21 protein-coding genes, 1 tRNA gene and 1 pseudogene are annotated in these 23628 nt (G+C 58.9%); 13 read left to right on the forward strand and 10 right to left on the reverse strand.

The window, feature by feature from the left end; genetic code table 11:
• Positions 1-366: 366 nt before the first annotated feature.
• Both NQ559_RS03530 and NQ559_RS03535 read right to left on the reverse strand, forming a co-directional pair.
• Entirely contained in the window at positions 367-1230 is an 864-nt protein-coding gene (locus NQ559_RS03530; RefSeq protein ID WP_018696715.1) for a Cbp1 family collagen-binding glycoprotein adhesin, read from the reverse strand.
• A gap of 200 nt (positions 1231-1430) precedes the next feature.
• The gene (locus NQ559_RS03535; protein WP_010266563.1) at positions 1431-1697 is read right to left on the reverse strand and encodes a type B 50S ribosomal protein L31; all 267 of its coding nucleotides are present in this window, start codon (positions 1695-1697) and stop codon (positions 1431-1433) included.
• Between the two features lie 233 nt (positions 1698-1930).
• On the opposite strand from NQ559_RS03535, the gene NQ559_RS03540 reads away from it, so the two are divergent.
• Positions 1931-2004 (forward strand) — tRNA-Ile (locus tag NQ559_RS03540).
• 160 nt (positions 2005-2164) lie between these two features.
• On the opposite strand, the pseudogene NQ559_RS03545 reads toward NQ559_RS03540, so the two are convergent.
• From NQ559_RS03545 to NQ559_RS03555, 3 genes and pseudogenes are all read right to left on the reverse strand, one after another.
• A pseudogene (locus NQ559_RS03545) lies at positions 2165-3824 on the reverse strand (AMP-binding protein).
• Between the two features lie 4 nt (positions 3825-3828).
• Entirely contained in the window at positions 3829-4383 is a 555-nt protein-coding gene (locus NQ559_RS03550) for a helix-turn-helix domain-containing protein (RefSeq protein ID WP_026318534.1), read from the reverse strand.
• A 505-nt stretch (positions 4384-4888) separates the two neighbouring features.
• On the reverse strand, positions 4889-7663 hold the full coding sequence (locus NQ559_RS03555; RefSeq protein WP_026318535.1) for a family 78 glycoside hydrolase catalytic domain: 2775 nt from the start codon (positions 7661-7663) through the stop codon (positions 4889-4891).
• 591 nt (positions 7664-8254) lie between these two features.
• Here NQ559_RS03555 and NQ559_RS03560 point away from each other — a divergent pair.
• Positions 8255-8617 carry a DUF3127 domain-containing protein gene (locus NQ559_RS03560; protein ID WP_022333736.1) on the forward strand — a complete coding sequence of 121 codons (363 nt, stop codon included), beginning with the start codon at positions 8255-8257 and terminating at the stop codon, positions 8615-8617.
• Between the two features lie 69 nt (positions 8618-8686).
• Positions 8687-9166, forward strand: a complete 480-nt coding sequence (locus tag NQ559_RS03565; protein ID WP_018696719.1) for a GNAT family N-acetyltransferase — start codon at positions 8687-8689, stop codon at positions 9164-9166.
• A gap of 59 nt (positions 9167-9225) precedes the next feature.
• Here the strand turns inward: NQ559_RS03565 and NQ559_RS03570 are convergent, their stop codons facing one another.
• From NQ559_RS03570 to NQ559_RS03585, 4 genes are all read right to left on the reverse strand, one after another.
• Complete coding sequence (locus NQ559_RS03570) at positions 9226-10353, reverse strand: FKBP-type peptidyl-prolyl cis-trans isomerase (protein WP_018696720.1); 1128 nt, start codon at positions 10351-10353, stop codon at positions 9226-9228.
• An 89-nt stretch (positions 10354-10442) separates the two neighbouring features.
• Positions 10443-11156 (reverse strand): FKBP-type peptidyl-prolyl cis-trans isomerase, encoded by a 714-nt coding sequence (locus NQ559_RS03575; RefSeq protein ID WP_018696721.1) that lies wholly within the window; start codon positions 11154-11156, stop codon positions 10443-10445.
• Positions 11157-11161: 5 nt separating this feature from the next.
• Positions 11162-12541, reverse strand: coding sequence for a Na+/H+ antiporter NhaA (nhaA, locus tag NQ559_RS03580; protein ID WP_229107451.1), 1380 nt, complete (start codon positions 12539-12541; stop codon positions 11162-11164).
• Entirely contained in the window at positions 12542-13582 is a 1041-nt protein-coding gene (locus NQ559_RS03585; protein WP_018696723.1) for an agmatinase family protein, read from the reverse strand.
• Positions 13583-13746: 164 nt separating this feature from the next.
• Between NQ559_RS03585 and NQ559_RS03590 the strand changes: the two genes are divergently transcribed.
• From NQ559_RS03590 to NQ559_RS03625, 8 genes are all read left to right on the forward strand, one after another.
• The gene (locus NQ559_RS03590) at positions 13747-14742 is read left to right on the forward strand and encodes a 4-phosphoerythronate dehydrogenase (protein WP_018696724.1); all 996 of its coding nucleotides are present in this window, start codon (positions 13747-13749) and stop codon (positions 14740-14742) included.
• A 54-nt stretch (positions 14743-14796) separates the two neighbouring features.
• Positions 14797-16113 (forward strand): quinone-dependent dihydroorotate dehydrogenase, encoded by a 1317-nt coding sequence (locus tag NQ559_RS03595; protein WP_018696725.1) that lies wholly within the window; start codon positions 14797-14799, stop codon positions 16111-16113.
• Positions 16114-16128: 15 nt separating this feature from the next.
• Entirely contained in the window at positions 16129-17370 is a 1242-nt protein-coding gene (locus tag NQ559_RS03600; RefSeq protein ID WP_018696726.1) for a competence/damage-inducible protein A, read from the forward strand.
• 12 nt (positions 17371-17382) lie between these two features.
• On the forward strand, positions 17383-17928 hold the full coding sequence (locus NQ559_RS03605) for a CinA family protein (protein WP_018696727.1): 546 nt from the start codon (positions 17383-17385) through the stop codon (positions 17926-17928).
• Positions 17929-18003: 75 nt separating this feature from the next.
• On the forward strand, positions 18004-19923 hold the full coding sequence (locus NQ559_RS03610; RefSeq protein ID WP_026318536.1) for an ATP-binding protein: 1920 nt from the start codon (positions 18004-18006) through the stop codon (positions 19921-19923).
• A gap of 128 nt (positions 19924-20051) precedes the next feature.
• Positions 20052-20285, forward strand: a complete 234-nt coding sequence (gene rpmB, locus NQ559_RS03615) for a 50S ribosomal protein L28 (RefSeq protein ID WP_009596398.1) — start codon at positions 20052-20054, stop codon at positions 20283-20285.
• 16 nt (positions 20286-20301) lie between these two features.
• Entirely contained in the window at positions 20302-20484 is a 183-nt protein-coding gene (rpmG, locus tag NQ559_RS03620) for a 50S ribosomal protein L33 (RefSeq protein WP_018696729.1), read from the forward strand.
• Positions 20485-20496: 12 nt separating this feature from the next.
• Positions 20497-20655 (forward strand): DUF4295 domain-containing protein, encoded by a 159-nt coding sequence (locus tag NQ559_RS03625; RefSeq protein ID WP_009596369.1) that lies wholly within the window; start codon positions 20497-20499, stop codon positions 20653-20655.
• Positions 20656-20732: 77 nt separating this feature from the next.
• Here NQ559_RS03625 and NQ559_RS03630 read toward each other — a convergent pair whose 3' ends face one another.
• Positions 20733-21650, reverse strand: a complete 918-nt coding sequence (locus NQ559_RS03630) for a hypothetical protein (protein WP_018696730.1) — start codon at positions 21648-21650, stop codon at positions 20733-20735.
• 82 nt (positions 21651-21732) lie between these two features.
• Here NQ559_RS03630 and ftsY point away from each other — a divergent pair, with 82 nt between their 5' ends.
• Both ftsY and NQ559_RS03640 read left to right on the forward strand, forming a co-directional pair.
• Positions 21733-22737 (forward strand): signal recognition particle-docking protein FtsY, encoded by a 1005-nt coding sequence (gene ftsY, locus NQ559_RS03635; RefSeq protein WP_018696731.1) that lies wholly within the window; start codon positions 21733-21735, stop codon positions 22735-22737.
• Positions 22738-22752: 15 nt separating this feature from the next.
• Positions 22753-23628, forward strand: a complete 876-nt coding sequence (locus tag NQ559_RS03640; RefSeq protein WP_083923875.1) for a DUF4919 domain-containing protein — start codon at positions 22753-22755, stop codon at positions 23626-23628.

The following is a 23628-nucleotide window of genomic DNA, read 5'->3' on the forward strand; positions in this document are numbered from 1 at the left end:
AAAAAATCATAACCGACAAAAAACAAACACTTTCGTCCACCCTTTTTGCATACAAAAAAACATCCCGTTACCGTAAAATCCTCCTTCTGGGGCATAGGGCGCCGGGGCTTCTCGCCTTCAGAAAAGCGTGCAATGACCTATATAAAAGCATATTAACTCAAAAATCGCACTTTTCTAAGGCTGATATCCGGGTGGCCATAAACGGTCGTTCATCGCATTTTCACACAAAACAGTCCGAATTTCGGAAAAACCTCTGCCTCTATGCAGGAAAACCGGGCCCTCCCGACCGGAAGGAAAAAGGAGGCGCCACAATAAATTGCGACGCCTCCCGGGCTTTGCATAGCCGGCAAACGCCGGCAGCAGCCATTACTTATAGCTTATAATCAGTATTTTCGACGACTCCCAGAAACGTACGGGATCGGTAATGAGCAATTTAGTGACGATCTTATCCTTCTCGCCGCCGGTAACCAGCCGGTAGGAATCCTCGGGCTGCGCCGTGACGACGGTCACCTTTTTCCGACCCACGGGAATCTCCGACAGCAACCGCGAATCGGCCTTCGTAAAACTCTCCAGGTTACTGGTGTTGTTCACCGTCAGCGTTCGCCCGATAAAGCCCTGCTTGTCGATGATCTGCGCCTCGCGGAGTTCTTTTTCGGCACCGACGATGTAATAGACCGTGTGGAGCTGGTTCTCCAGCTCGACTTTTTCGGTATTCAGGGTTTCCGCCCGGGCATTCTGCTCGGCGACCTGCTCGGTCAGAGTCTCCACTTCGACACCCATCTTGTTCAGGCTCTCCCGCAGACGGGCGATTTCGTCCTTCTTCTCGGCAAGCTGCGCATTCATATCCCCGATCATTTTCTCCAGTCCGTCGATACGCAGGTTAGCCTTGCGCAGCTGGGCCGCAGCACGCTGCAACGAGGCGATCTTGTCCTTGTTCTCCTGCAACAGGCGGTCGATCGCCGCAATATCGTTGTTGATCTCCTCGATGGGACGGCGGCCGCCTTCGCTACCGCCCGCCACAGAAATCAGGTTTTCACGGGTCTTTATCAGCATCAGGTTCTCAGAAATCGTATTGATGTCCTCGAAAACGGCATTTATCAGCGAATCTTTGGCGCTGACGACCGAAACGAGCGAGTCCCGCTGGTCTTCGACCCTGACGACCGTCCCTTTGCTCACGCAGGATGCGAGGGCGAATGCCGCACCCAGCGCCATGACCGTAACGTACTTCATAACTTTCTAAAATTTAAGTTATTGTTTGCTTTTCGGGAGGCAAATATAAATATAAAAACGATACCCTGTTCAAAAATCTTCCCGGCACCCGGAAAATCAGCATTATCCGTGCCGGAGCATCCCGGCACAAAGGGCTCGGCAACGGCAAAAACAAAGGCCGCACCTTCCGGTACGGCCTTTATCTTGCAGGGAGGGAAGTCTTACTTCGCGCCCTTCTTATCGTAGCGTTTTGCGTAACGGCTCATAAACTTATCGACGCGACCAGCGGTGTCAACCAACTTCATCTTACCGGTGTAGAACGGGTGCGAGGTGTTGGAAATTTCCATCTTATACACGGGATAGGTTTCGCCGTTCACTTCGATGGTTTCTTTTGTCGAAACGGCGGACCGACACAAAAACACGACGTCGTTGGACATGTCCTTGAACGCCACTAAACGATAATTCTCCGGATGAATACCCTTTTTCATTTCGCTGTTTTTGTTTTTAATTGATGCTTAAGCGGGACAAAGGTACTAATTTATTTCCAACAAACAACATCCCGCTCATATTTTTTTACGGGATCCGAGCAACCGGACACTGCCACCCGGCCGGAATCGGACACAGGGCGCATCATTTTTTTCGCACACGGCGCCCCGAATGGTTGCGCAATCTGAATTGTTTTTTTATCTTTGCAACGCAAAAAGCGCTCATGCGCCATGCAGGACCCATAGCTCAGTCGGTTAGAGCAGCGGACTCATAATCCGAAGGTCGTGGGATCATGCCCCTCTGGGTCCACGACGAAGGCGGGAGGTTGCGAACATCGCAGCCTCCCGCCTTCGTTTGTTCATCCGGCCGCATCGCTCTCTGCCGGCGCCGTATCGTCCCTCCCCGGCAAAAACTCCCGCACAGGGCGGTATGCGGAGCAGGGACATAGCTACCGCCCGGGCGGCGCGGGCTACCGGTTCTCGTCGTCGGCACGGATCGCCTTGCGGCGAATCTTACCGCTGATGGTCTTCGGTAGTTCGTCCACGAATTCGATGATGCGCGGATACTTGTAAGGCGCGGTGATCCGCTTCACATGATCCTGCAACTCCCGGATCAATTCCTCCCCGGCCCGCGGCCTGTATTTCTCCCCCAGAATGATCGTCGCCTTGACCACCTGCCCCCGGATCTCGTCGGGAACCCCAGTGATGGCACATTCGACGACGGCCGGATGGGTCATCAGGGCGCTCTCCACCTCGAAGGGGCCAATCCGGTAGCCCGAACTCTTGATTACGTCGTCGGCACGCCCCACGAACCAGAAATATCCGTCCTCGTCGCGCCATGCCACGTCGCCCGTATAGTACACGCCGTCGTGCCAGACCTCGTGCGTCATCCCGTCGTTCAGGTAATACTCCTTGAAAAGCCCCAGCGGCTTCCCCCGGTCGGTACGGATCACGATTTGCCCCTGTTCGCCGTCCTCGGCCGAACGGCCGTCGGGCGTCAAGAGATCGATATCGTACTGGGGGTTGGGCACGCCCATGCTGCCGGGCTTGGGCTCCATCCACGGAAAGGTGGCGAGGGTCAGCGTCGTTTCGGTCTGCCCGAAACCCTCCATCAGACGGACGCCGGTCAGGCGTTTGAACGAGTCGTAAACGGCACCGTTGAGCGCCTCGCCCGCGGTCGTACAGTACTCCAGCGACGAAAGGTCGTATTTCGAAAGGTCTTCGCGAATCAGGAAACGGTAGATCGTAGGCGGCGCACACAGAGAGGTTATCCGGTACTGCCCGATCTTGCGCAGGATGTCGGCAGGCGTAAATTTCTCGTGGTCGTAAACGAAAATGTTGGCCCCGGCCAGCCATTGCCCGTACAACTTGCCCCAGGCGGCCTTCGCCCATCCGGTGTCGGCAATGGTGAGGTGCAGGCTGCCCTCGTGGAGGTTGTGCCAGAAGCACCCCGTGCTGATATGCCCCAGCGGATAGGTGAAATCGTGGGCGACCATCTTCGGTTCGCCCGTCGTGCCGGAGGTGAAATACATCAGCATGATGTCGTCGTTGGTGTTCACATGCTGCGGCCGCACGAAAGGCGCTGCATGGCGGATGCCCTCGTGGAAATCGAGGAACCCTTCGGGAACCTCGGGGCCGACGCTTATCAGCAGCTTCGTGGTAGGGCTTTCCGGCATGGCCGCGGCGATATGGCCGGTTATCACCGGCTCGCCCGCGGCGACGATCGCCTTGATTCCGGCCATGTTGCAACGATAAACGACATCCTTCCTGGTCAGCAGGTGGGTCGCCGGGATGGCCACGGCTCCCAGTTTGTGCAAGGCAAGGATCGAAAACCAAAATTCATAGCGGCGCTTGAGGATCAGCATCACCATGTCCCCCCCGGCCGATGCCGAGGCTCTGGAAATAGGAGGCCGTGCGGTCGGTTTCACGCTTCATGTCGGCAAAGGAGAACTGGATCTCGCCGCCCCGGTCATCCGTCCACAGCAGCGCCTTCTTGTCGGGTTCCTCCGCCGCATAGGCATCCACCACGTCATAGGCGAAATTGAAATCCGCGGGGACGCGGATGCGGAAATTCCTTATGTAGTCTTCCTGGGAAGTAAATACCGTCCGGGATAAAAATTTCTCCACCATATGCCTACATTATTATCGCCAGGAAACGCACCGGCTTGCCGTCGAGCGCCTTCATGCCGTGCGGCAGGCCGGAATCGAAATAAAGGCTGTCGCCCACGCCGAGCACCAGCTCCTTGCCGCTGACCGAGATCAGCAGGCGCCCTTCCAGCACGTAGTTCATCTCCTGCCCCTTGTGGCAGTTCAGGTGCATCGGGGCATCGGCAGCCGAAGGCTCCACCGTCACGATGAAGGGGTCGGCCCTGCGGTCGCGGAAACCCGAGGCCAGCGCCTCGTACTTATAGGCCGCACGCCGTTCGACCGATACACCCGTGCCGGCACGGGTGATGAAATAGGAGTTCATCTTGGGCTCCTCGCCGAACATCAGCACATCCAGGCTGATCCCGTAGCGGCGGGCTATGGTTTGCAGCACATTGACCGAAATATCGGCATCGCCGCTCTCCATATCCCTGTACTCGTCGACCGACAGACGGCAACTGTCCGCCACTTCCTGCTCCGAAAGTTCGAGCACCTCGCGCAATCCGCGCAAACGGGTTGCGATCGATTTAATCGGATCACACATCATTCTATAATTTAAATTATCGGATAGGTTCGGCATTTGCAAAATTCCACGGCATAAAGTTACGATCCGTAACCGAATCGCCCCACAGCCAGCTTCCCATGCCGGAAATTATCACCTAACAACCTGGGCGTAAAGATAGTAAATATTATTAAAAACTACAACCATCCCCCTTTTCTTTCATTGTCCGCCGGAAAAACGCCCCGTCCCGGCGAAATCCGCAGGCGGCGGTGATATAGCGCAGGCACGGCAGCACCGGAAGCACCAGCGGTACGGGAAGCACCAGCGGTACGGAAACATCGGTGACACGGGAAGCACCGGCGGCACAACGGCTTACGGGGAATGCGGGCATCTTGCGGGAAGTCTGCGGGACGTCTGCAGGAATAATGCAGGAATAATGCAGGAACCTTGCGGAGACTCTGCGGAGACACCCTGATGGCATCGCGGCGGCAAAACAAAAGGAGGGCCGTACTTGCGCAGTACGGCCCCCTTTTCCAAACCGGATCGCCTATCGCACGCTGAAGCGGTAGATACCCGACCCGACGCCGAATACGCGGTACCCGTCCTCGGTACCGAGGCTTTCGACATCCTTGCACTGCGCGACTTCGAGCCCGCTTTCGCAAACCCGGCTGCCGGCAGGGGCGGGGACATAAATCCGCGCCGTGGTGTTGGCCGGCACCTCGACCAACAGGTCGAAACCGCCCTGTTCGGTCGTCCACTCGCTGCGGATCAGTCCATAGGGCGAGCGGAACGAGGCCTTGGCGCTGCGCAGGTCACCCACGATCTCGGGCCTGACGATGAATTTCTTATAGGCCTGCACCGAATCGTCGCGGCGAATGCCGCCCACATAGGTATAAAACCATTCGAGCAGGTGCCCCAGCATCAGGTGGTTGTGCGATTTGCGGGGCAGTGCCTGCCATGATTCGGGCAGCGCCGTAGCGCCCTGGGCGAGCATATAACCGTAGCCGTATACGTCGTACCGCGAGTTCATGTCGAAGATCACCTGCGAATTCCCGCTCTGCTCCAGCGCCCGCAGCACGTAGTTGTATCCCACGTCGCCCGCCGTCAGCGCATTGCCGCGGCTGCGGATGTCCTGCACCAGGTTCGCCAGCACGGCATCGCGGTTCTGCGGCTCGCAAATGCCCGAGTAGAGCGCCAGCGCATTGCCGGCCTGGCTGTTCTTGTCATAACTCCCGGTCTGGGGATGATAGTATTTTTCGTTGTAGGCCTTGCGGATATCCTGTGCCAGCTTCCCGTATTTCGCGGCATCCTCCTTGCGCCCCATCTTCTCGGCCGCCTTGCGGATCGTCTCGGCGTCCATATAATAGATCGGTGTCGCCGTTCCGGCCAGGGAGGTGAGCTGCGCTCGGCCGGGGTATTTGGGCCCCAGGTCGCACCAGTCGCCGAGCCCGTGGGAAAGGATATGCCCGTCGGCCTTCGAACTGAGGTAATCCACATAGCGCTTCATCGCCTCGTAATGCCGCTCGACCAACCGGAAATCACCGTAGTACTCGTAGACCAGCCACGGTGCCAGCACGAACGCGCTGCCCCACTCGGGCGAATCGCGGAACCCGTCGAGGAAAGTGACATATTCGGGACAGATATCGGGGATAAGCCCCTCGGGCGTCTGCGCGAGCTCCATGTCGGTCAGCATCTTATCGTAGAGGGTATACACGTCGAACTTCGATTGCAGCGACCCGAACATCAGGTGCAGTTGCTCGATCCACGGCAGCTTCTCGCGGTGGGGGCAGTCGGTGAAATAGCTCACCATATTGCCCTTGATACCCCACGCAATAAGCTCCTCGGTCTTGTTGAGCAGGTCGTTCGAACAGAGGAACGTCCCGGCCATCCGGGTGGCGTTGCGCGTATGCAGGCCACGAAGGGTAACGATCTCGGGCAGCCCTTCGGGATTCTCCTCCCCGGCCGGGACGGCATTGCTCACCAGCACGTAACGCTGTCCGAAATAGGTGAACTGGGGGCGCCACGTCTCCACCTCGTCGCCGCGCAGGGTGTAGGTCAACCTGTATTCACCGCGGTAGCCGCCGCATTCGGTAATCGAGTCGCACTCGAAATTGAACAGCTCGGTGGTGTTGAGCTGCACGCTCTGCCCGCGTTTGCCGCGGACTTCCAGCTGCACCGTCCCCGAGAAGTTCTGGCCCATGTCGTACAGCCATTTGCCGTGGCGGGTCTTGCGGATCGAGACCACGGGGAACTCTTCCATCACCCGCACGGGTTCGGCGACGGGGGAAACCAACTTCCCGCGCTGGGTCGTCACCAGCGGCTCGGCCCAGGCCGAAGCGTCGTAGCCGGGCAGCATCCATCCTGTCCGCTCGCGCGTCGCATCGTAATCCTCGCCGCCGAAGATGCTGCTGTACGTCACGGGGCTTTCGGTCACACGCCAGGCGCGGTCGCTGACAATAGTCTCGTGCGTCCCGTCGGCATACTCGATCTCGGCCTTGAAGATCATCTTGGGATAACCGAAGCTGATGAGCGCCTTGAAATAGCGTTCGCGCGGCACATTGTAGAGGCCGTTGCCGAGCATCACACCGAACACGTTGCCTCCCGGCTGCAATTCTTCGCTGATGTCGAACGTCTGGTAGCACACCTGCCTGTCGTAGTCGCTCCACGCAGGGTCGAGGAAATTGTCGCCCACCTTCGCCCCGTTCAGAAACAGCTCGAACTGTCCCAGGCCGCTGACATAGACCGTCGCCCGCTCGACGGGCTTGGTAACCTTCACTTCACGGCGGAACTGCGGCAGCCGGTTGAGCGCCGTTTTCCTGTCGCCGATCTTTATTTTGTTGAACTCCTGTCCGGGCACCACGCGCAGGCTGTCGGGCAGCTCCTCGAAGGCGATCCACCGGGCTCCGTCCCAATCGCTGCCGTCGAGCAGGCCGACCGCGAACGACCGGATTTCGCTCCACGGCGAATAATTCCCCGCAGCATCGCTTACCCGCACGCGCCAGTAATAGCGCTGCCCCGGCTTCAGCGTTCGCCCGGCATAGCGCACATGCAGTGAGACATCGGATTTGCGTTGTTCGTCCCACAACAGCTTCCGGCCCCTGGCCAGGTCGGCGGGGTCGGACGCCACCTGAATCTGATACCCGGCCTGCAGGAATCCGCGGCCGACGGAAAGCGTCTGCCAACTGAATTGCGGCGTCAGCGTATTGATCGCCAACGGGTTGTCCCGGTATTCACACCTCAGTTCCGCCACACGAAACTCATCTGCGGCAATGCCCCACAGGCAGCTTAGCAGCAATGGGAACAATAGTAATAGTTTTTTCATAATCATTAAGATTTGGTTTCGTTTCAGGTTGTTTTTAATTTCCTTTGAAGCCAAAAATAATGTTTTTATTTTACTTTTACACGCTCTTGCAAAAAATACGAATCCAAAAAGTCATTTTTCGAATATAAAAATCATATTTCGAACTTTTCCGGCAAAGGTACTATCCCCGCACAGGCTGCCGGCCTGCCGCCAAAGCCCGTCAAACAACCGAATATCAGGCAGGCAGCGCACAATACCCAAGCTACCGGACAGCCGGGCATGCAGCGTGCAAAAATGAAAAACCCGCCCCTCGGGCAGGGCGGAAATCGCACAAGATCATTTTACCCGGCTGCACTGGTCGACCAGACAGGCGACCGAAACACTGTGCATCCCGGCATTGGCCGCACTGAATACAATGGAAATATGCAGGATGCGCGGCGTTGCAGCTTCGAATTTCGGTTTTCGGACTGCAAATCAGGAAAAAATTCGGATGTCGTGTCCCGCCCAGCAAAAAATTCTTACGGCTTTTTCAACCGCTCCCGCTCCGAATGTCCCGATTTTTTTCCTACCTTTGTCACAAACAAATCTATCAACACATTTTACATCGATACCATGGAATTCGAAGGAACCGTTTACAAAATAATGCCCGTGACGAAAGGCACCTCCGCACGCGGCGACTGGCAGCGCCAGGACGTAGTGTTCGAGATGAACGAAGGCTCGTTCGCACGCAAAATCTGCGTGACGTTCTTCAACAAGCCCGAAGACGTCGCCCGGCTGAAAGAGGGTGCCGCCTACACCGTCTCGGTCAACATCGAGTCGCGCGAATACAACGGCCGCTGGTACACCGACATCCGCGCATGGCGCATCCAACCCAAGCAGGCCGAATCCGCCGCCCCGATGCCCGACATGCCGCCCATTCCCGAAGAGCCCTCATACGCCTCTTCCCCGGCAGAAGTGGACGACCTGCCGTTCTAAAACGGGCAGACACCATACACAGCGGCGGCCGGAGCGATTTCCGGCCGCCGTTGCTTTATACGCATAAACATGGAAAAACCTACCGACACCGCCATACGCCCCCTGCACGAAACGGAACTGCCGGCAGCATCCGCCCTCGCTGGGCGCGTCTTCGCCGAGTTCGAAGCCCCGGAATACAGCCCCGAGGGCATCGGCGCATTCCTCCGCTTTGTCGCACCGGAAGCCCTCGCGGCACAGCACCGCAACGGGTCGATGCAATCGTGGGGCGCTTTCCGGCAGGGAAGGCTCGTCGGGATCATCGCCCTGACGCGACGCAGCCACCTGTGCCTGCTTTTCGTGGAGAAAGCCTGCCATCGGCAGGGCATCGCCCGGGCCCTGTTCTCAACACTGCGCGACCACTGCCGCACGGCACCGGACACGCCCCGGATCACGGTAAACTCCTCGCCCTATGCCGTCGGAGCCTACCGCAGGCTGGGATTCCGCGCGACCGGCGACGAACGCACCGTCGACGGCATCCGGTTCACACCGATGGAATACCTATTTATATAAAAAAGAAGCGGGCTCCGCTCGGAGCCCGCTTCCAAATATCTTCCGGAAATGCATCCCGCTTATTTTGCAGGTGCCGGTGCAGGAGTCGTCGCGGTCGAATCGGCCGGTGCGGGCTCCTCGTAAGGGATTACTTCGATCACTTCCACATCGAACTGGAGCGCCTCGTTGGGGCCGATGTCACGGCCTGCACCACGCGTACCGTAAGCCAGGTCGCTCGGAATCCAGAGCGTGATCTTACCGCCCTCGCCCACGAGCTGGAGACCTTCCGTCCAACCCTTGATGACACGGTTCAGCGGGAACTTGGCGGGTTCGTCAGCCTCCTTGGGAGCGCCCTTTTCATCGAACGAATCGGGGCTCTGCTTGCGCATCATCTCCTGCTGCTCTTTCGAGCGGTTCTTGAAGATCGAGGTGTCGAACACCTTGCCTTCACGCGTATATCCGGTATAGTGTACCCGAACCACATCGCGGGGATCCTTCGCCATCTTGGCAGCGTCGCCCTCCTTGGTAACTTTGTAGAGCAGGCCCGACTCGGTCTTCTTGACGCCCGACTTCTTCTCGGTCTTCTCCAGCCATGCCTTCGATGCGGCGGCATTCTCGGCAGGGCGCTTCACCATGAAATAATATTGCAGGTACTGGTTTACCTCGTCCTCGGTCATCTTGGCCTTGCCGTCACGTACGTCCTGCATGGCCTGACCGATCCAAACCAGCTGTATGGGCATACCGCTCTGGCTGATGTTGTAACCGATGTCGTTACCGAAAGCATACGAAATCTCGGCGCGCTCCTCCTCGTTCTCGAACATGGCAGGGTCGGCCGTGGGATATTCGACCTTCGTGCTGTCGCCTCCGGCCAGACGGATGCTGTCCTGCTCGGCACGTTTGGCGGCGATTGCCTGGGCGCGCTCGCCGCGCTTGGTCATGAAGTACTCGCGCAGCATTTCGAGCGATTTGTCGTGCTCCTGCGTAGCCTTACCCATCGCACTTTCCTTGATACCCTTGTCGATGGCCTTGAAATCGAAGGGGATGTCCCTCATTTCAAAATTTATACCGTTACCAATGTTCGCACCCAGCACATACGACAGCGAGTCGAATTCGGAAAGGCTGCCCATATGGACACCGCCGCCCTTGTCTCCGCAGGCGGTCAGGATTGCGGCACCCGCAAGCGCCGCGGCAAAAAGAATCTTTTTCATCGTTTTTTGAATATGTTTAGTCTAATCGTTTGAGCCTGTTCGGGGTTCACCCGCGCAAAGTTATAAAATAATTACGATATCGCCCCAAATTACCGGCGTAAATTATTGCGCCGCGACCAATTCGTATATTTGTCGAGATCGACAAGCTCGATTTCGTAATAAAGCGTGGCATTGGGCCGGATCCCGAGCTCTTTGTCCCCCGCAGAGCCATAGGCAACCGCAGAAGGCATCCATGCATTGATCTTCCCGCCCTTGCCGATCAGCTTCACGCTCTCCTTCATCCCTTTGTTCAGGCTGCCGAGCGACGTGCGCAGCGTGTCGCGGCGCTCGTAGGAGGAGTAGACGTCGGCCCCGTCGGCCGTGCGGATGATGTAGCGCAGCGCAACGCTGTCCCGGTCGGAAACCGGAATCTGCTCCTGATCGCCCAGCACCTCCACGGCGTAGGTCACGCCCGACGGCGTGCGGGCATAGCTGCGGTTCGATTTGGCGAAGTCCGCGAGGAACTGCTCCTCGTAGGCACGCGCCTTTTCGGGCAGCACATAGTTCATGTAACGCAGGTAATAGACCTCGGCATCGTCCGCCGAGAGTTTCGCCCCGGCACGGAACACGTCGCGGATACCCTCGCATACGGCATTGACGTTGAGCGTCGAATCCATTTTGAGCAGGTTCATGCCCACGTTCATACCGATGATATAAGCTACCGAATCGGTGTCGGCCTTGAGTTTCACGCCCCCGCCCGACTTCCTGGAGCAGGCTCCGGCCAGCAACGCCATGGCTGTCAGGGCAAAAAATGTTTTACGCATATTATTTATTTCCGTTTCTTCGAAAAAACCAAAATCAGCAGGCTTCCCAGCACGGCCGCGGCCGTCGAGCCCATCAGGATCGCTATCTTGCCCCGGTCGATCAGGTCGGGTTCGGTGTAGGCCAGCGCATCGACGAACAACGACATCGTGAAACCTATGCCGCCCAGGCAGGCCACGGCCAGCAACAGGCGCCATGTAGCCCCCTCGGGCATCACGGCAAGGCCGGATTTCACGGCACCCCAGCTCGCAAGAAATATGCCCAAAGGCTTACCGACCACGAGCCCGAAGAAAATACCCATCCCGATCGACCCGATCTCGGACGAATAGTGAAAAATATTCAGGTACTCGGGCGAGGTGATCTCGACACCGGCGTTCGCCAGTGCGAAAATCGGCATCACCAGGAACGTGACATAGGGCGCCAGCGAATGCTCCAGGCGGTAGCTCATACCCACCGAGTCGGCCGCCAGCAAACGCATGCGGCGCATGTAGAACCGGTGGTGCTCGTTGGGAAAATCATCGCCCGACGTTCTCGCAGCCAGCATCAACTCCTTCAGGTGGCGCATCTTATGGGCGAAATACTCCTTGCTGTAACGGGGCGTCATCGGGATCAGCATGGCCATCGCCACGCCCGAAATGGCCGAATGCACGCCCGAATAGTAGAACAACCCCCAGATCACCACGGCGGGCACCAGGTAGAAGAACATGCGTTTTTCGCCCATCTCCTTCATGAAGTAGACCGCGAGCATGATGACCAATGCCGCCAGCAGGCAGCTTATCTGCACCTGCCCCCCGTAAAAGAGCGCGATGACCAGGATTGCCCCCAGGTCGTCGGCGATGGCCAGTGCCGTGAGGAATATTTTGAGCGAAACCGGCACGCGGTCGCCCAGCATCGAAAGGATGCCGATGGCAAAGGCGATGTCCGTGGCCGTGGGTATACCCCATCCGTTGGCCGCTATGGTGCCGTGGTTGAAGAACAGGAAAATGATCGCAGGGGCGAGCATGCCGCCTGCGGCCGCCAATACAGGCAGGATGGCCTGGCGTGCCGACGAAAGCTGCCCGCAAACGATCTCCCGCTTTATTTCGAGTCCGACGGCGAAAAAGAAAATCACCATCAGGCCGTCGTTAATCAGCTTCTCGACGGTCATTCCGCGCGGGAAAACCCAGTCGATCAGCCCATCGGGGCTGTGCACCATCAGCGAAAGATCCGTTTCGAGCAGATGGCGGTAATAGAGCGAAGTCCCGGGCAGGTTGGCCAGCAGCATGGCTACGATCACACAACCGAGCAGTACGACGCCTCCCGCCCAGGGGGCTTCCAGAAAATTGCGGCCGCGTATACCGATCATATGACGCTCACGTACCCAGCGGTACATTGAAAATAGTCGCATTTACCGTCCGTTTGATTTTAATGTCAAATTACACAATTTCCAGAGCATGCGCGCCCCGGTGATGGCATCCACTTTCGCTTCAGGCGCCGGAGCGACCTCCACGACGTCGAACCCGATGATGCGGCGCCCCGAACGCACGAGCGTATCGAGCAGCCACACGGCCTGATTGAACGTAAGCCCCCCGCAGACGGGCGTACCCGTATGGGGACAGTTCTCAAAAGTGAGGCCGTCGATGTCGAAGCTCACGTAAACCTCCTGCGGCAGCGCATCCACGATTCGCCGGCACAGCGCGTCCCAGGTCTCGCCGCGGAACATCGCGGCGGCAAGCGACAGGTCGTCGAAGGTGGCAACACGGGCGGAAGAAGCGGCCAGGGCGGCTTCCGTCCCGCTGAAATCGCGCACTGCAACCTGGGCGATCTTCTTCACCGAAGGCACGTCGCGCAGGACGTTGAACATGATCGAAGCATGCGAGAACTCGAAGCCTTCATAGGCATCGCGCAGGTCGCAGTGGGCGTCGATATGCAGGATGCCGAACTCCCCGTGGCGGTCACCCAGGGCACGGATCAGTCCGTAAGGCGTCGAATGGTCGCCCCCGACGAGCCCCACGGTCTTCCCGGCGTCGAGCCACCGTGCGGCCTGCGCCCCGATGTTGGCGTTCATGGCACGGCAGCCTTCGTTGATGCGGCGCACCTTGCGTACCACATAGTCGTCCTCGGGACTGCCCCCGCCTTCGAGGTGGGCGATCACCTTCTCCGCATCGCCGCGCAGGCGCTGCGACTCCTCCAGCAACGCATAGTCCACATCGGCCGTGGCGATCCCCCGGCGCCACGCGCCGGGAGCCAGCGGCTCGTGGAAATCGAGCTGTGTCGAGGCCTCGATAACGGCGTCGGGCGCATAGGCCGTCCCGGCTCCGTACGACACCGTCACGTCCCACGGAGCCGAAACCAGCACCAGCTCGGCCGTCCCGGGCTCGAAAGGAAGCCCGAAATAGGTTCCGTTATCCACGCCGACCCCGTCGGGATCGAAGGCTTTTAGTTCCATAGGATGAGTTTCATTCTTCATCTCCTGCGCCCGGCACAGTCTGCATACAGCCTCTGCCCCGCTCAATGAAAACGTTTGTTTTAAATGACAAAGGTACAAAAATTTTATTTTTTCCCTATATTTGCTTCCCGGAAAGAAAAGAAATCAGGAAAAAGCAACCATCCATGAAAATCGTCGCCGACAGTGCCATCCCCTTTTTGCAGGGAGTCCTCGAGCCGTGGGCCGAGGTACGCTACCTGCCCGGCAGCCGGATCGCCGCGGAGGACGTGCGCGACGCCGACGCCCTGGTCATCCGCACCCGCACCCGCTGCGACGAACGCCTGCTCGCCGGTTCGCGCGTCCGTCTGATCGCCACGGCCACCATCGGGTTCGACCACATCGACACGGCGTGGTGCGCGGCGCACGGCATACGGGTCGCCACGGCCGCAGGCTGCAATGCCCGCGGCGTCCTGCAATGGGCGGGTGCCGTACTGGCCCACCTCGCCCGTACACAGGGATGGGAGCCCGCACAACGGACGCTGGGCATCGTGGGCGTGGGGCACGTGGGATCCCTCATCCGGGAATACGCCTGCCTGTGGGGCTTCCGCGTCGTCTGCTGCGACCCGCCGCGCGAAGAGCGCGAGCATTGCGGATTCCTGCCGCTGGACGAGGTCGCACGCCAAGCCGACATACTCACCTTTCACACGCCGCTTGACGCCTCGACGCGGCACATGGCCGGCGAGGGACTGTTCGCCCGCCTGAAACCGGACGCCGTAGTGATGAACTCCTCGCGCGGCGAAGTGGTCGACGGCGACGCATTGCTGCGGAGCGGCCATTCCTGTGTGCTCGACGTCTGGGAACACGAACCGCGCCTCGACCCGCAGTTGCTCGACCGCACGCTGCTCGCCACGCCCCACGTCGCCGGCTACTCCGAGCAGGGCAAAGCCACGGCCACGGCCATGTCCGTGGCCACGCTGGCCGGCTTCTTCGGCCTTCCGCTCCGGGGCTGGTACCCCTCCGAAGCCGCCCCCTCCGTCCCGCGGCCGATTCCGTGGCAGGAGCTTTGCACGACCATCCGCGACGCCTATGACATCGAAGCCGAAAGCCACCGCCTCAAGGCGCGGCCCGCCGATTTCGAGGCCATGCGCGACCACTACCGCTACCGCAGGGAATACTTTTAGCGAAATCAATTCTTTTTTAGTACCTTTGCGGCCACGGACAATGCCCTTAAGAATATGTACCGGAGAATCATAAAGCCCATACTTTTCTCGCTTACCATCGAGCGGGCACACCATGTGGCGCTTCTGTTGTTGCGCATCATCGGGCTCATACCCGGCGGCCGGTGGCTCCTGCGCAAATGTTACACCGTACGGCACCCGGCGCTCGAACGCGAGGTCTTCGGTGTAAAATTCGCCAATCCCATCGGCCTGGCCGCGGGCTTCGACCGCAACGGCGAGGCCTACCGAGAACTGGCGGCGCTCGGGTTCGGGTTCATCGAGATAGGCACCGTCACCCCGCGCCCGCAGGCAGGCAACCCGCGCCCGCGCGTGTTCCGGCTGCCCAAAGACCGCGCCATCATCAACCGCATCGGGCTCTCCAACCGCGGCCTGGACAAGACGATCTGCCACCTGCGCCGCCCGCACGAAGGGTTCATCGTGGGCTGCAACATCGGCAAGAACACCGTGACGCCCCCCGAAAATGCGGCCGCGGATTACCTCCGGCTCTTCCGCAACCTCTACCAGTATGCGGACTATTTCACGGTGAACATCAGCTGCGACAACTCCTGCCGCGAAGGTACCACCCATACGCGCACGCACATACTCCAGATACTCGATCCGCTGTTCGACTTCCGCCGCGGGCAAAACCAGTACCGGCCGATCATGCTCAAAGTGTCGCCCGACATGTCGGACGAAGTCATCGACGAAATCAGCGACATCCTGCTCGAAACGCCGCTCGACGGCATCGTGGCCACCAACGGCACCCACCGCCGCGAAGGGCTGCATACGAGCCACATGGCGCTCGACAAGATCGGCAGCGGCCGCCTGAGCGGCGCACCGCTCGCCCAACGGGCCGTAGAGGTCGTGCGGCGCATCCACACCCGTTCGGGCGGCAACTTTCCGATCATCGGCGTGGGCGGCATCATGAGCCCCGCCGATGCCAAGGCGATGCTCGACGCAGGCGCAGACCTCCTGCAACTCTACACCGGTTACATCTACGAAGGGCCGGGGCTGGTCGGCGAAATCTGCCGTTCGCTGATCGCCGATGCCGAAGCGGCCGCAGCCGCCAAGGCAGCCGCGGAAGCGAGAGCCGAAGAAGAGGCCCGGGCTGCTGCTCAGGCCGCTGAGGCAAAAGCCGCAGCAGCGACGGCTTCCGGCGCACAGGCACCGGAAGCCGGGAAGGCCGCACCCGGAACGGAAACCGCCGCGGCAGCCCAAACGCAGGCCGCCGCACCTGCAGAATCGGTGCCGAACCCGTCACCGGAAACACAGAACGGCCCGGCACGACCTGCGGATAACGAACCGGACACCCGCAAGAAACAGCCCGCATCCTGAGCCTCAGATATTGCCATGAAAGCAACGATCATCACCATCGGCGATGAAATCCTCATCGGCCAGATCGTGGATACGAACTCCGTATCCATCGCCAAGCACCTCAACGCTGCCGGCATCGTCGTACACGAGAAGGTTTCGATCGGCGACGACAGCACACAGATCGTCCGGAGCGTGGAACGCGCTCTGGGGGATTCCAACGTCGTCGTCATCACCGGGGGGCTCGGCCCCACCAAGGACGACATCACCAAAAAGACCCTGGCCGGAATGTTCGGCTGCGAACTGGTGCCCGACCAGCGGGTCGCAGACCATGTGAAACGCATGCTCGAAGGGCGCGGCATCGAGTTCAACGAACTCAACCGCGGGCAGGCGATGGTTCCGGCCTGCTGCACGGTGCTGTTCAACGCCCACGGCACGGCTCCGGGCATGTGGTTCGAACGCGACGGCAAGGTGGTGGTCTCGCTGCCCGGTGTCCCCTACGAGATGGAACACCTGATGCAGGACGAAGTGATGCCGCGCCTGAAAGCGCATTTCGAACTGCGCCAGATCGTGCACCGCACGATGATCACAGCCGGACTGCCCGAGTCGATGCTCGCCACGAAGATCGAAGCATGGGAAAACTCCCTGCCATCCTACCTGAAACTGGCTTACCTGCCCAATCCGGGCGCCGTACGGCTGCGCCTGTCGGCCTATGAGGTCGAGGGCGAAAGCGTTTCGAAGGAGATCGAACGGCAATTCGAGGCACTGCGGAAAATCATCCCCCACAACATCATCGGGTACGAAACGACCACCATGCAGGAACTGGTGCACAAGCTGCTCACCGAGCGCGGGCTGACCCTCGCCACGGCCGAAAGCTGTACCGGAGGCAGCATCGCGGCGCGTTTCACGGCCATGCCGGGCGCTTCGGCCTATTTCCTCTGCGGCGTAGTTTCGTACAGCAACGCCTCGAAACACGACATCCTGGGCGTAGCCCCGGAGGTCATCGCCCGCCACGGCGCCGTCAGCGAAGAGGTCGCACGCCGGATGGCCGAAGGGGCACGGCGGATCTCGGGCGCCGACTGCGCCATAGCGACCACCGGCATCGCAGGCCCCGCGGGCGGCTCCGCCGAAAAGCCTGTCGGTACGGTATGGATCGCCGTGGCGACCCCGCACCGGACGACCGCAATCCTCAAACAGTGCGGTTCCGACCGCGGACAGATCATCGACCGGGCCAGCGCCTTCGCCATCAGTCTGCTGCGCGATGAACTCAACGGGAAATAATACATTCGCCCCATGTATAGAATACTTGCCTCAACCATCGGTGCACTCCTCGTCCTCACCTCCTGTATGCGTCAGCAGCCCGAGGAGCGGGTGCACAGACTCCTGACCGACCGCATCCAGACCCTTGCCACGGCAGAAAGCTGCACGGGCGGTACCATCGCCGCACGCTTCACGGCCATGCCGGGCGCCTCGGCCTATTTCAAATGCGGCGTAGTGACTTACAGCCTCGATGCCAAGCAGAACTTCGTAAACATCTGCTGCGATACGATAGCCCGCTACGGCGCCGTCAGCGAACAGGTCGTACGCCAGATGGCCGAAGGCGTCCGCCATCTGGCAAATGCGCACTATGCCATCGCCACGACTGGGATCGCAGGCCCCACGGGCGGCACCCCCGAATACCCGGTCGGTTCGGTATGGATCGCCGTCAGTTCGCCGCTGCGCACCACGGCCCGGCTGATCCACGCCAAAGGCGACCGCACGCAGATCATCCGCAAAGCGGGAACGGCCGCCATCGAACTGCTCGAAGAGGAGTTGCTCGCCGCACAACCGGACAAATAGTTTCAATTCATCGGCTGTTCCCTTGTTTTTCTAAACAATTTAGCTTATTTTTGCATCAATTCAGCCCGATGCAAAATGAAAAGAACCTTATTCCTGTCGGTGTTGTTCGGTATGCTCCTCGTTACGGCCCATGCTGGAAACGAAAGCCACCAACAAGTTGACAGTACGCTTTACGCCTATTACCGCTGGTGTAACAACAACATACGCGACACGGCCGTCCTCAGCAAGGCGGACACGTTGTTCCGGCTCTCGGGCGAGAAGCACGACATCCGGATGCAGGCCGTTGCGCTGAGCATGAAAGCCGACCATTACTATTTCAACAACGACCTCGATTCGCTCAAGGCATGGATTCCCCGCGTGCAGGATTTCGCCCGCAAGCACAACCAGCTCAAATATTATTACTTCACATGGTCGCGGCTGATCCTCTATTATACCAAGCAGGCGCAATACACGCTCGCCCAATACGAGCTGGAGCAGTATATGTCGCAGGCCGAAAAGGACAACTACAAGCCCGCAACCGCCGATGCATACAAACAACTCGGGCACATCTACCGCACACGGGGGCTGAAAGAGGCATCGGTGGAATACTACCGCAAGGCAATCGACTTCATGATCCAGAACGGGCTCGACAAATTCCAGCTCTCGAACCTCTATTCGGAACTCGCGACCATGCTGATGGATCTGCGACGCTATCCCGAAGCCGCGGAGGCGATCGAAAAGGGCAAGGCCTGCATCCCCCTGCCTGAGTATATCTGGTCGCTGAAAATAAAGGAAGTGCTCCTGCTTCTCCAGACCGACCAGATCGCCAAGGCCAAAGCCCTGTTCGAAGAGATCAAGGCCGGACACGGCGGTTACCTCACCGATATCAACCTGACCGAAATCCAGCTGGCGATCTACAAATCCTCGCACGAATACACCAAGGCGCTCGCAACGATCGAGAGACTGATCGGACTGTTCGGGAACGAAGGCTACGCGGAATCGTATTTCTACTATATTTACAAAACCCGCGCGGACACCTACGCAGCACTCGGCAACTTCGGGCCCGCCTATGAGGACTTGCAGCACTTCATCGACCTGTATCACAAGCGGGTCAACGACGACAACGAAAAGACACTCGGGGAATTCGCCACGCTGCTCGACGTCAACCGGCTGAACGTGGAAAAGGCCGAACTGCACCAGCAGGCGCAGGAAGAGCGCCTGCACCGCACCCAATTGGGCACCATCGGCCTGGCGTGCATCCTCCTGCTGGCCACCGTCTTCATCGCGGTGATGCTCCGCATGAACCGCCACCTCGCCCGCGCGAAGCGGGCCGCCGAAGAGAGCAACCGGATGAAGGGCATCTTCATCCGCAACATCACACACGAAATCAATACGCCGCTCAACTCCATCGTCGGGTTTGCAGAGCTGGCCGCAGCCTCGGACGATGCCGACGCCGCCGAACGGCAATCCTATATCGGCATCATCCAGGAAAACAGCGGCTACCTGCAAAAACTCGTGGACGACGTACTCTACGTCGCCGGGCTCGAATCGTCGGAAACCCCGCCGGTCATGGGGCCGACCGAGATCAACGAATGCTGCCTGGAGTGCATTCAGAAGGTCTCGCAGTACAGCCCCCGGGCGGCCGACATCCGTTTCGTCCCGGCATGCGAAAAATTCCACCTGCACACCTCCCGCGTGCTGATATCCAAAGCCATCACCGAAATGCTGCGCAATGCCGTGCACTTCGCGGCCGACGGCGATATCACGCTCGCCTACACGCTCGACGGCGGCAACCGCCGCATCACGTTCACGGTAACCGACTCGGGCCCCGGCATCCCGGCTTCCGAGGCCGAGCATATTTTCGGCCGCTTCGTCAAACTCGACACCTTCTCGCAAGGGCTTGGGCTCGGGCTGACGGTATGCCGGCTGATCGCCTCAGCCCTGGACGGCACGATAAAACTCGACACGGACTACAGCGGAGGGGCACGTTTCGTACTTTCGATACCGCTACGTTAAACACTAAAAACCAATACAATAGACCATACACTGGAAAATTAATATGAATTATTAATCTTTAATTCTCATTTTTTCCTTATATTTGCACTCCCTTACGGGAATAACGAACAAATTTAGCGAAAACAACAATGAAAGTTTGCGAAATCACAGGCAAGGTAGCGATCGTGGGCAACAACGTCTCGCACTCGCACCACAAGACCAAACGCAAATTCAGCCCCAATCTGAAAACCAAGCGTTTCTGGTCCGAGCAGGAAGGCCGCTGGATCACCCTGAAGGTGTCGGCAGCCGGAATGAAAACAATTAACAAGAAGGGTCTTGCAGTAGCACTGCGCGAGGCTGCCGCACCCAAGTCCGTTTACTAAAACACCGAAGTAACAAATGGCAAAGAAAGGCAACAGGGTTCAGGTCATTCTCGAATGCACCGAACAGAAACAGAGCGGAGTTCCGGGAATGTCCCGTTACATCACGACGAAAAACAAAAAGAACACCCCCGACCGTCTGGAGCGTAAAAAGTACAATCCGTTTTTGAAGAAGGTCACCGTTCACCGTGAAATTAAATAGTTTTGAAGCTCTATGGCAAAGAAAGTAGTCGCAACACTGAAAACCGGCACGGGTAAGAACTTTACGAAGTGCATCAAGATGGTCAAGTCGGACAAGACCGGTGCTTACATGTTCAAGGAAGGCATCATTCCCAACGACCAGGTCAAGGAATTCTTCGAAGAGAAGAAATAAGTATTTTAAGAGCTATTCTTAAATACAAAGGGCATCCGATCGGATGCCCTTTGTGTTTTACCGACCTTCCCGGCGGATCAGAATTTGTGTACCGCGCGCACCAGGAAATTGTTATACTTGGGAATTTCAACGACATAGGGAGGTTCGATACCCATATGTGACGTAAAGGCCGACTTTTCGTCCTTCTCGGTCGAGGAGAAATAGTAGACCAGCCGATCCATACGCTTGCCGCCGTTATTCTTGAGGGCGTTGTTGAAACGGTTGCGGGCCTGGCGGCTGGACTGCACACGCGTCCCGCCGCTGTAATTGTGGCCGATGTTCAGCAGTTCGTCGATCGACGGAAGGTACCAGCCCTCGCCTTTCTCGCGGCACCACTTGAATGCCGGGAAATCGTCCCACGAGAGGTTGTTCTCGGCAATGTAGGCCGCGACTTTCTCCATATTCACACTGCCGTCGGAACGGTTGTCCGTACCGATGACGCGCAGGTCGGGTTTGCGGAACTCGCTCCAGTGCAGGTAAATCTCATCGAGCGAGATTACCAGCCCGTGCTGGCGGTCGTCGGAGAGCATGCATACGACGCCCTTGATCCCGTTCTGGTTATAGAATTCGCCGATCTCGTACTCCTTGACCACATACTTCACCCCACCGGCCGGGCTGGCGGCAGGCGCCTCGGCCGCAGCGGGAGCGGCGGAAACCGTTGCAGGCTCTTCGGCCGGGAGGGCCGGGGTCAACGGTGTTGCAGGAATGCTCGCGGCAGCCTTGAAATACTCTTTCTCGCCGTTTGCATATTGGATATAGCTGATTTCCGACACGGGCAGGACATAAGTCGGGCCGTCGGGATTGGAGAAACGCTTGTAGCGGACGGCCTCGGGGGTAATCTCCGTCACTTTCGCTTCGACCTTCGAGGCGTCGGCCTTGATTATCAGGTCTTGGGCTGCGACAGTCAGTACGCCGCAAAACGCTGCCAACAGCAGCAGGATCGTTTTTTTCATCATTGCAGGAAATGTATATAGCGCAAATATAACGTTTTTTTCCAAACTTTCTTATTATCTTTGTCAGGATATATTAAATATAAGTATGGGATTTTTCGATATTTTCAAAAAGAAACAGGATAACGCCGCAGCAGACATTCCGGAAAGCCGGCAACAGCAGCAGGAAGAGCTCAGCGCAGGGCTCGAAAAGACCAAGACCGGAATCTTCTCGAAACTCGCCCGCGCCGTAGCAGGCCGCTCGACGGTCGATGCCGACGTGCTGGACGACGTGGAGGAGGTGCTGATTACGTCGGACGTGGGCGTGGAAACCACGGTGAAGATTATCCGGCGCATCGAAGAGCGCGTAGCGCGCGACAAATATATGAACACCTCCGAGCTCCAGTCCATCCTGCGCGAAGAGGTTATGTCGCTGATGGAGGAGTCGCACGGCTCGGAGAAGCATTTCGGGCTCGACGCCAGGCAGGGCGAACCCTACGTGGTGATGGTCGTCGGCGTCAACGGCGCGGGCAAGACCACCACCATCGGCAAGCTCGCTGCACAGCTGACCAAGGCCGGACTGAAAGTCTGGATCGGCGCCGCCGATACGTTCCGCGCTGCAGCCATCGACCAGCTCAAAGTCTGGGCCGACCGCGCCGGGGCGACGATGATCCGTCAGGAGATGGGTTCCGACCCGGCATCAGTAGCGTTCGACACGCTGACGTCGGCCAAGGCCAACGGCGCCGACGTGGTGCTGATCGACACGGCAGGCCGCCTGCACAACAAAGTCAACCTGATGAACGAACTGACCAAAATCCGCAACGTCATGGGCAAGGTCATCCCGGGGGCCCCGCACGAGGTGATGCTGGTGCTCGACGGTTCCACGGGACAAAATGCCTTTGAACAGGCACGGCAGTTCACGCAGGCGACGCAGGTCACTTCGCTCACCATCACCAAGCTCGACGGCACGGCCAAAGGCGGCGTGGTGATCGGCATCAGCGACCAGTTCCACATCCCGGTGCGCTACATCGGGATCGGGGAAGGCATCGACCAGCTCCGCATTTTCGACCGCAGGGAGTTCGTGAACGCCCTGTTCGGCCACGAAACGAAATAAAGCGCCCCCACGCCTATGAAACCAATCCTCTGGGGCTTATTGCTCGCACTGGGATGCAGCCTTCCGGGAAAAGCCCAGCAACCGGCCGCGGCAGACAGTTGCCGCATGCAGGCCGATGAACAGGCCGGCACATCCGCCATGGCAGCACCGACAGCCGACGACCCCTTCGCGCAGGATTCGGTATGGCAGGAAGCGACGGCCGGCGAAGGACTCGATTTCATGGTTTTCGGCCGCCATGCACGCGACGACAGGTATTACGGGCAACTCGCCGAACGCTTCGAGAAGGCCGACACGACACTTTTCGGTTCCGACTTCCTCGTGCTTTATTACGGGTACGCCTACCGTGACGAATACGACGGGGGCTACGGCCGGGATCCGTGGAACGAAGCGACCAAGGAAAAGCGCTATGCGGAGGCATACGACGCATTGAATTCCGCCCTGAAGAAAGCCCCGGCAACGCCCCACGCGCTGTCGGATGCTTTGTGGATCGCCCGGGAACTCGGACGGCCCGACGAAGAGGTGCAACGGCTCGAATGGAGGCTTTATGCCCTGCTGACATGGATAAGCCTGCTCGGGGACGGGAGCGAACAGTATCCGGCGGTCGTGGTCAACGTCCGTGACGAATATACCCTCATGTACGATTACATGGGCGTCCGGCAAGTCCTGGGGCAGCAACTCATCCGCAAAGACGACGGCATCCCGTACGACAAGATCGACATAGAACCGCTGGACACACCCGACTCCAAAATCTCGGAGGTATGGTTCGATGTCAGCTACCCGTTCACCATGCTGGCGTCCCCCGGACATTGGGCAAAAAAACTCACGGGCGAAACACTCACAAAGGACACCGCCCCAGAAAACGAACCCGGCGTCCCGTCCCCGGGAGAATAG

This window comes from Alistipes onderdonkii, from assembly GCF_025145285.1.
Taxonomy (GTDB): Bacteria; Bacteroidota; Bacteroidia; order Bacteroidales; family Rikenellaceae; genus Alistipes; species Alistipes onderdonkii.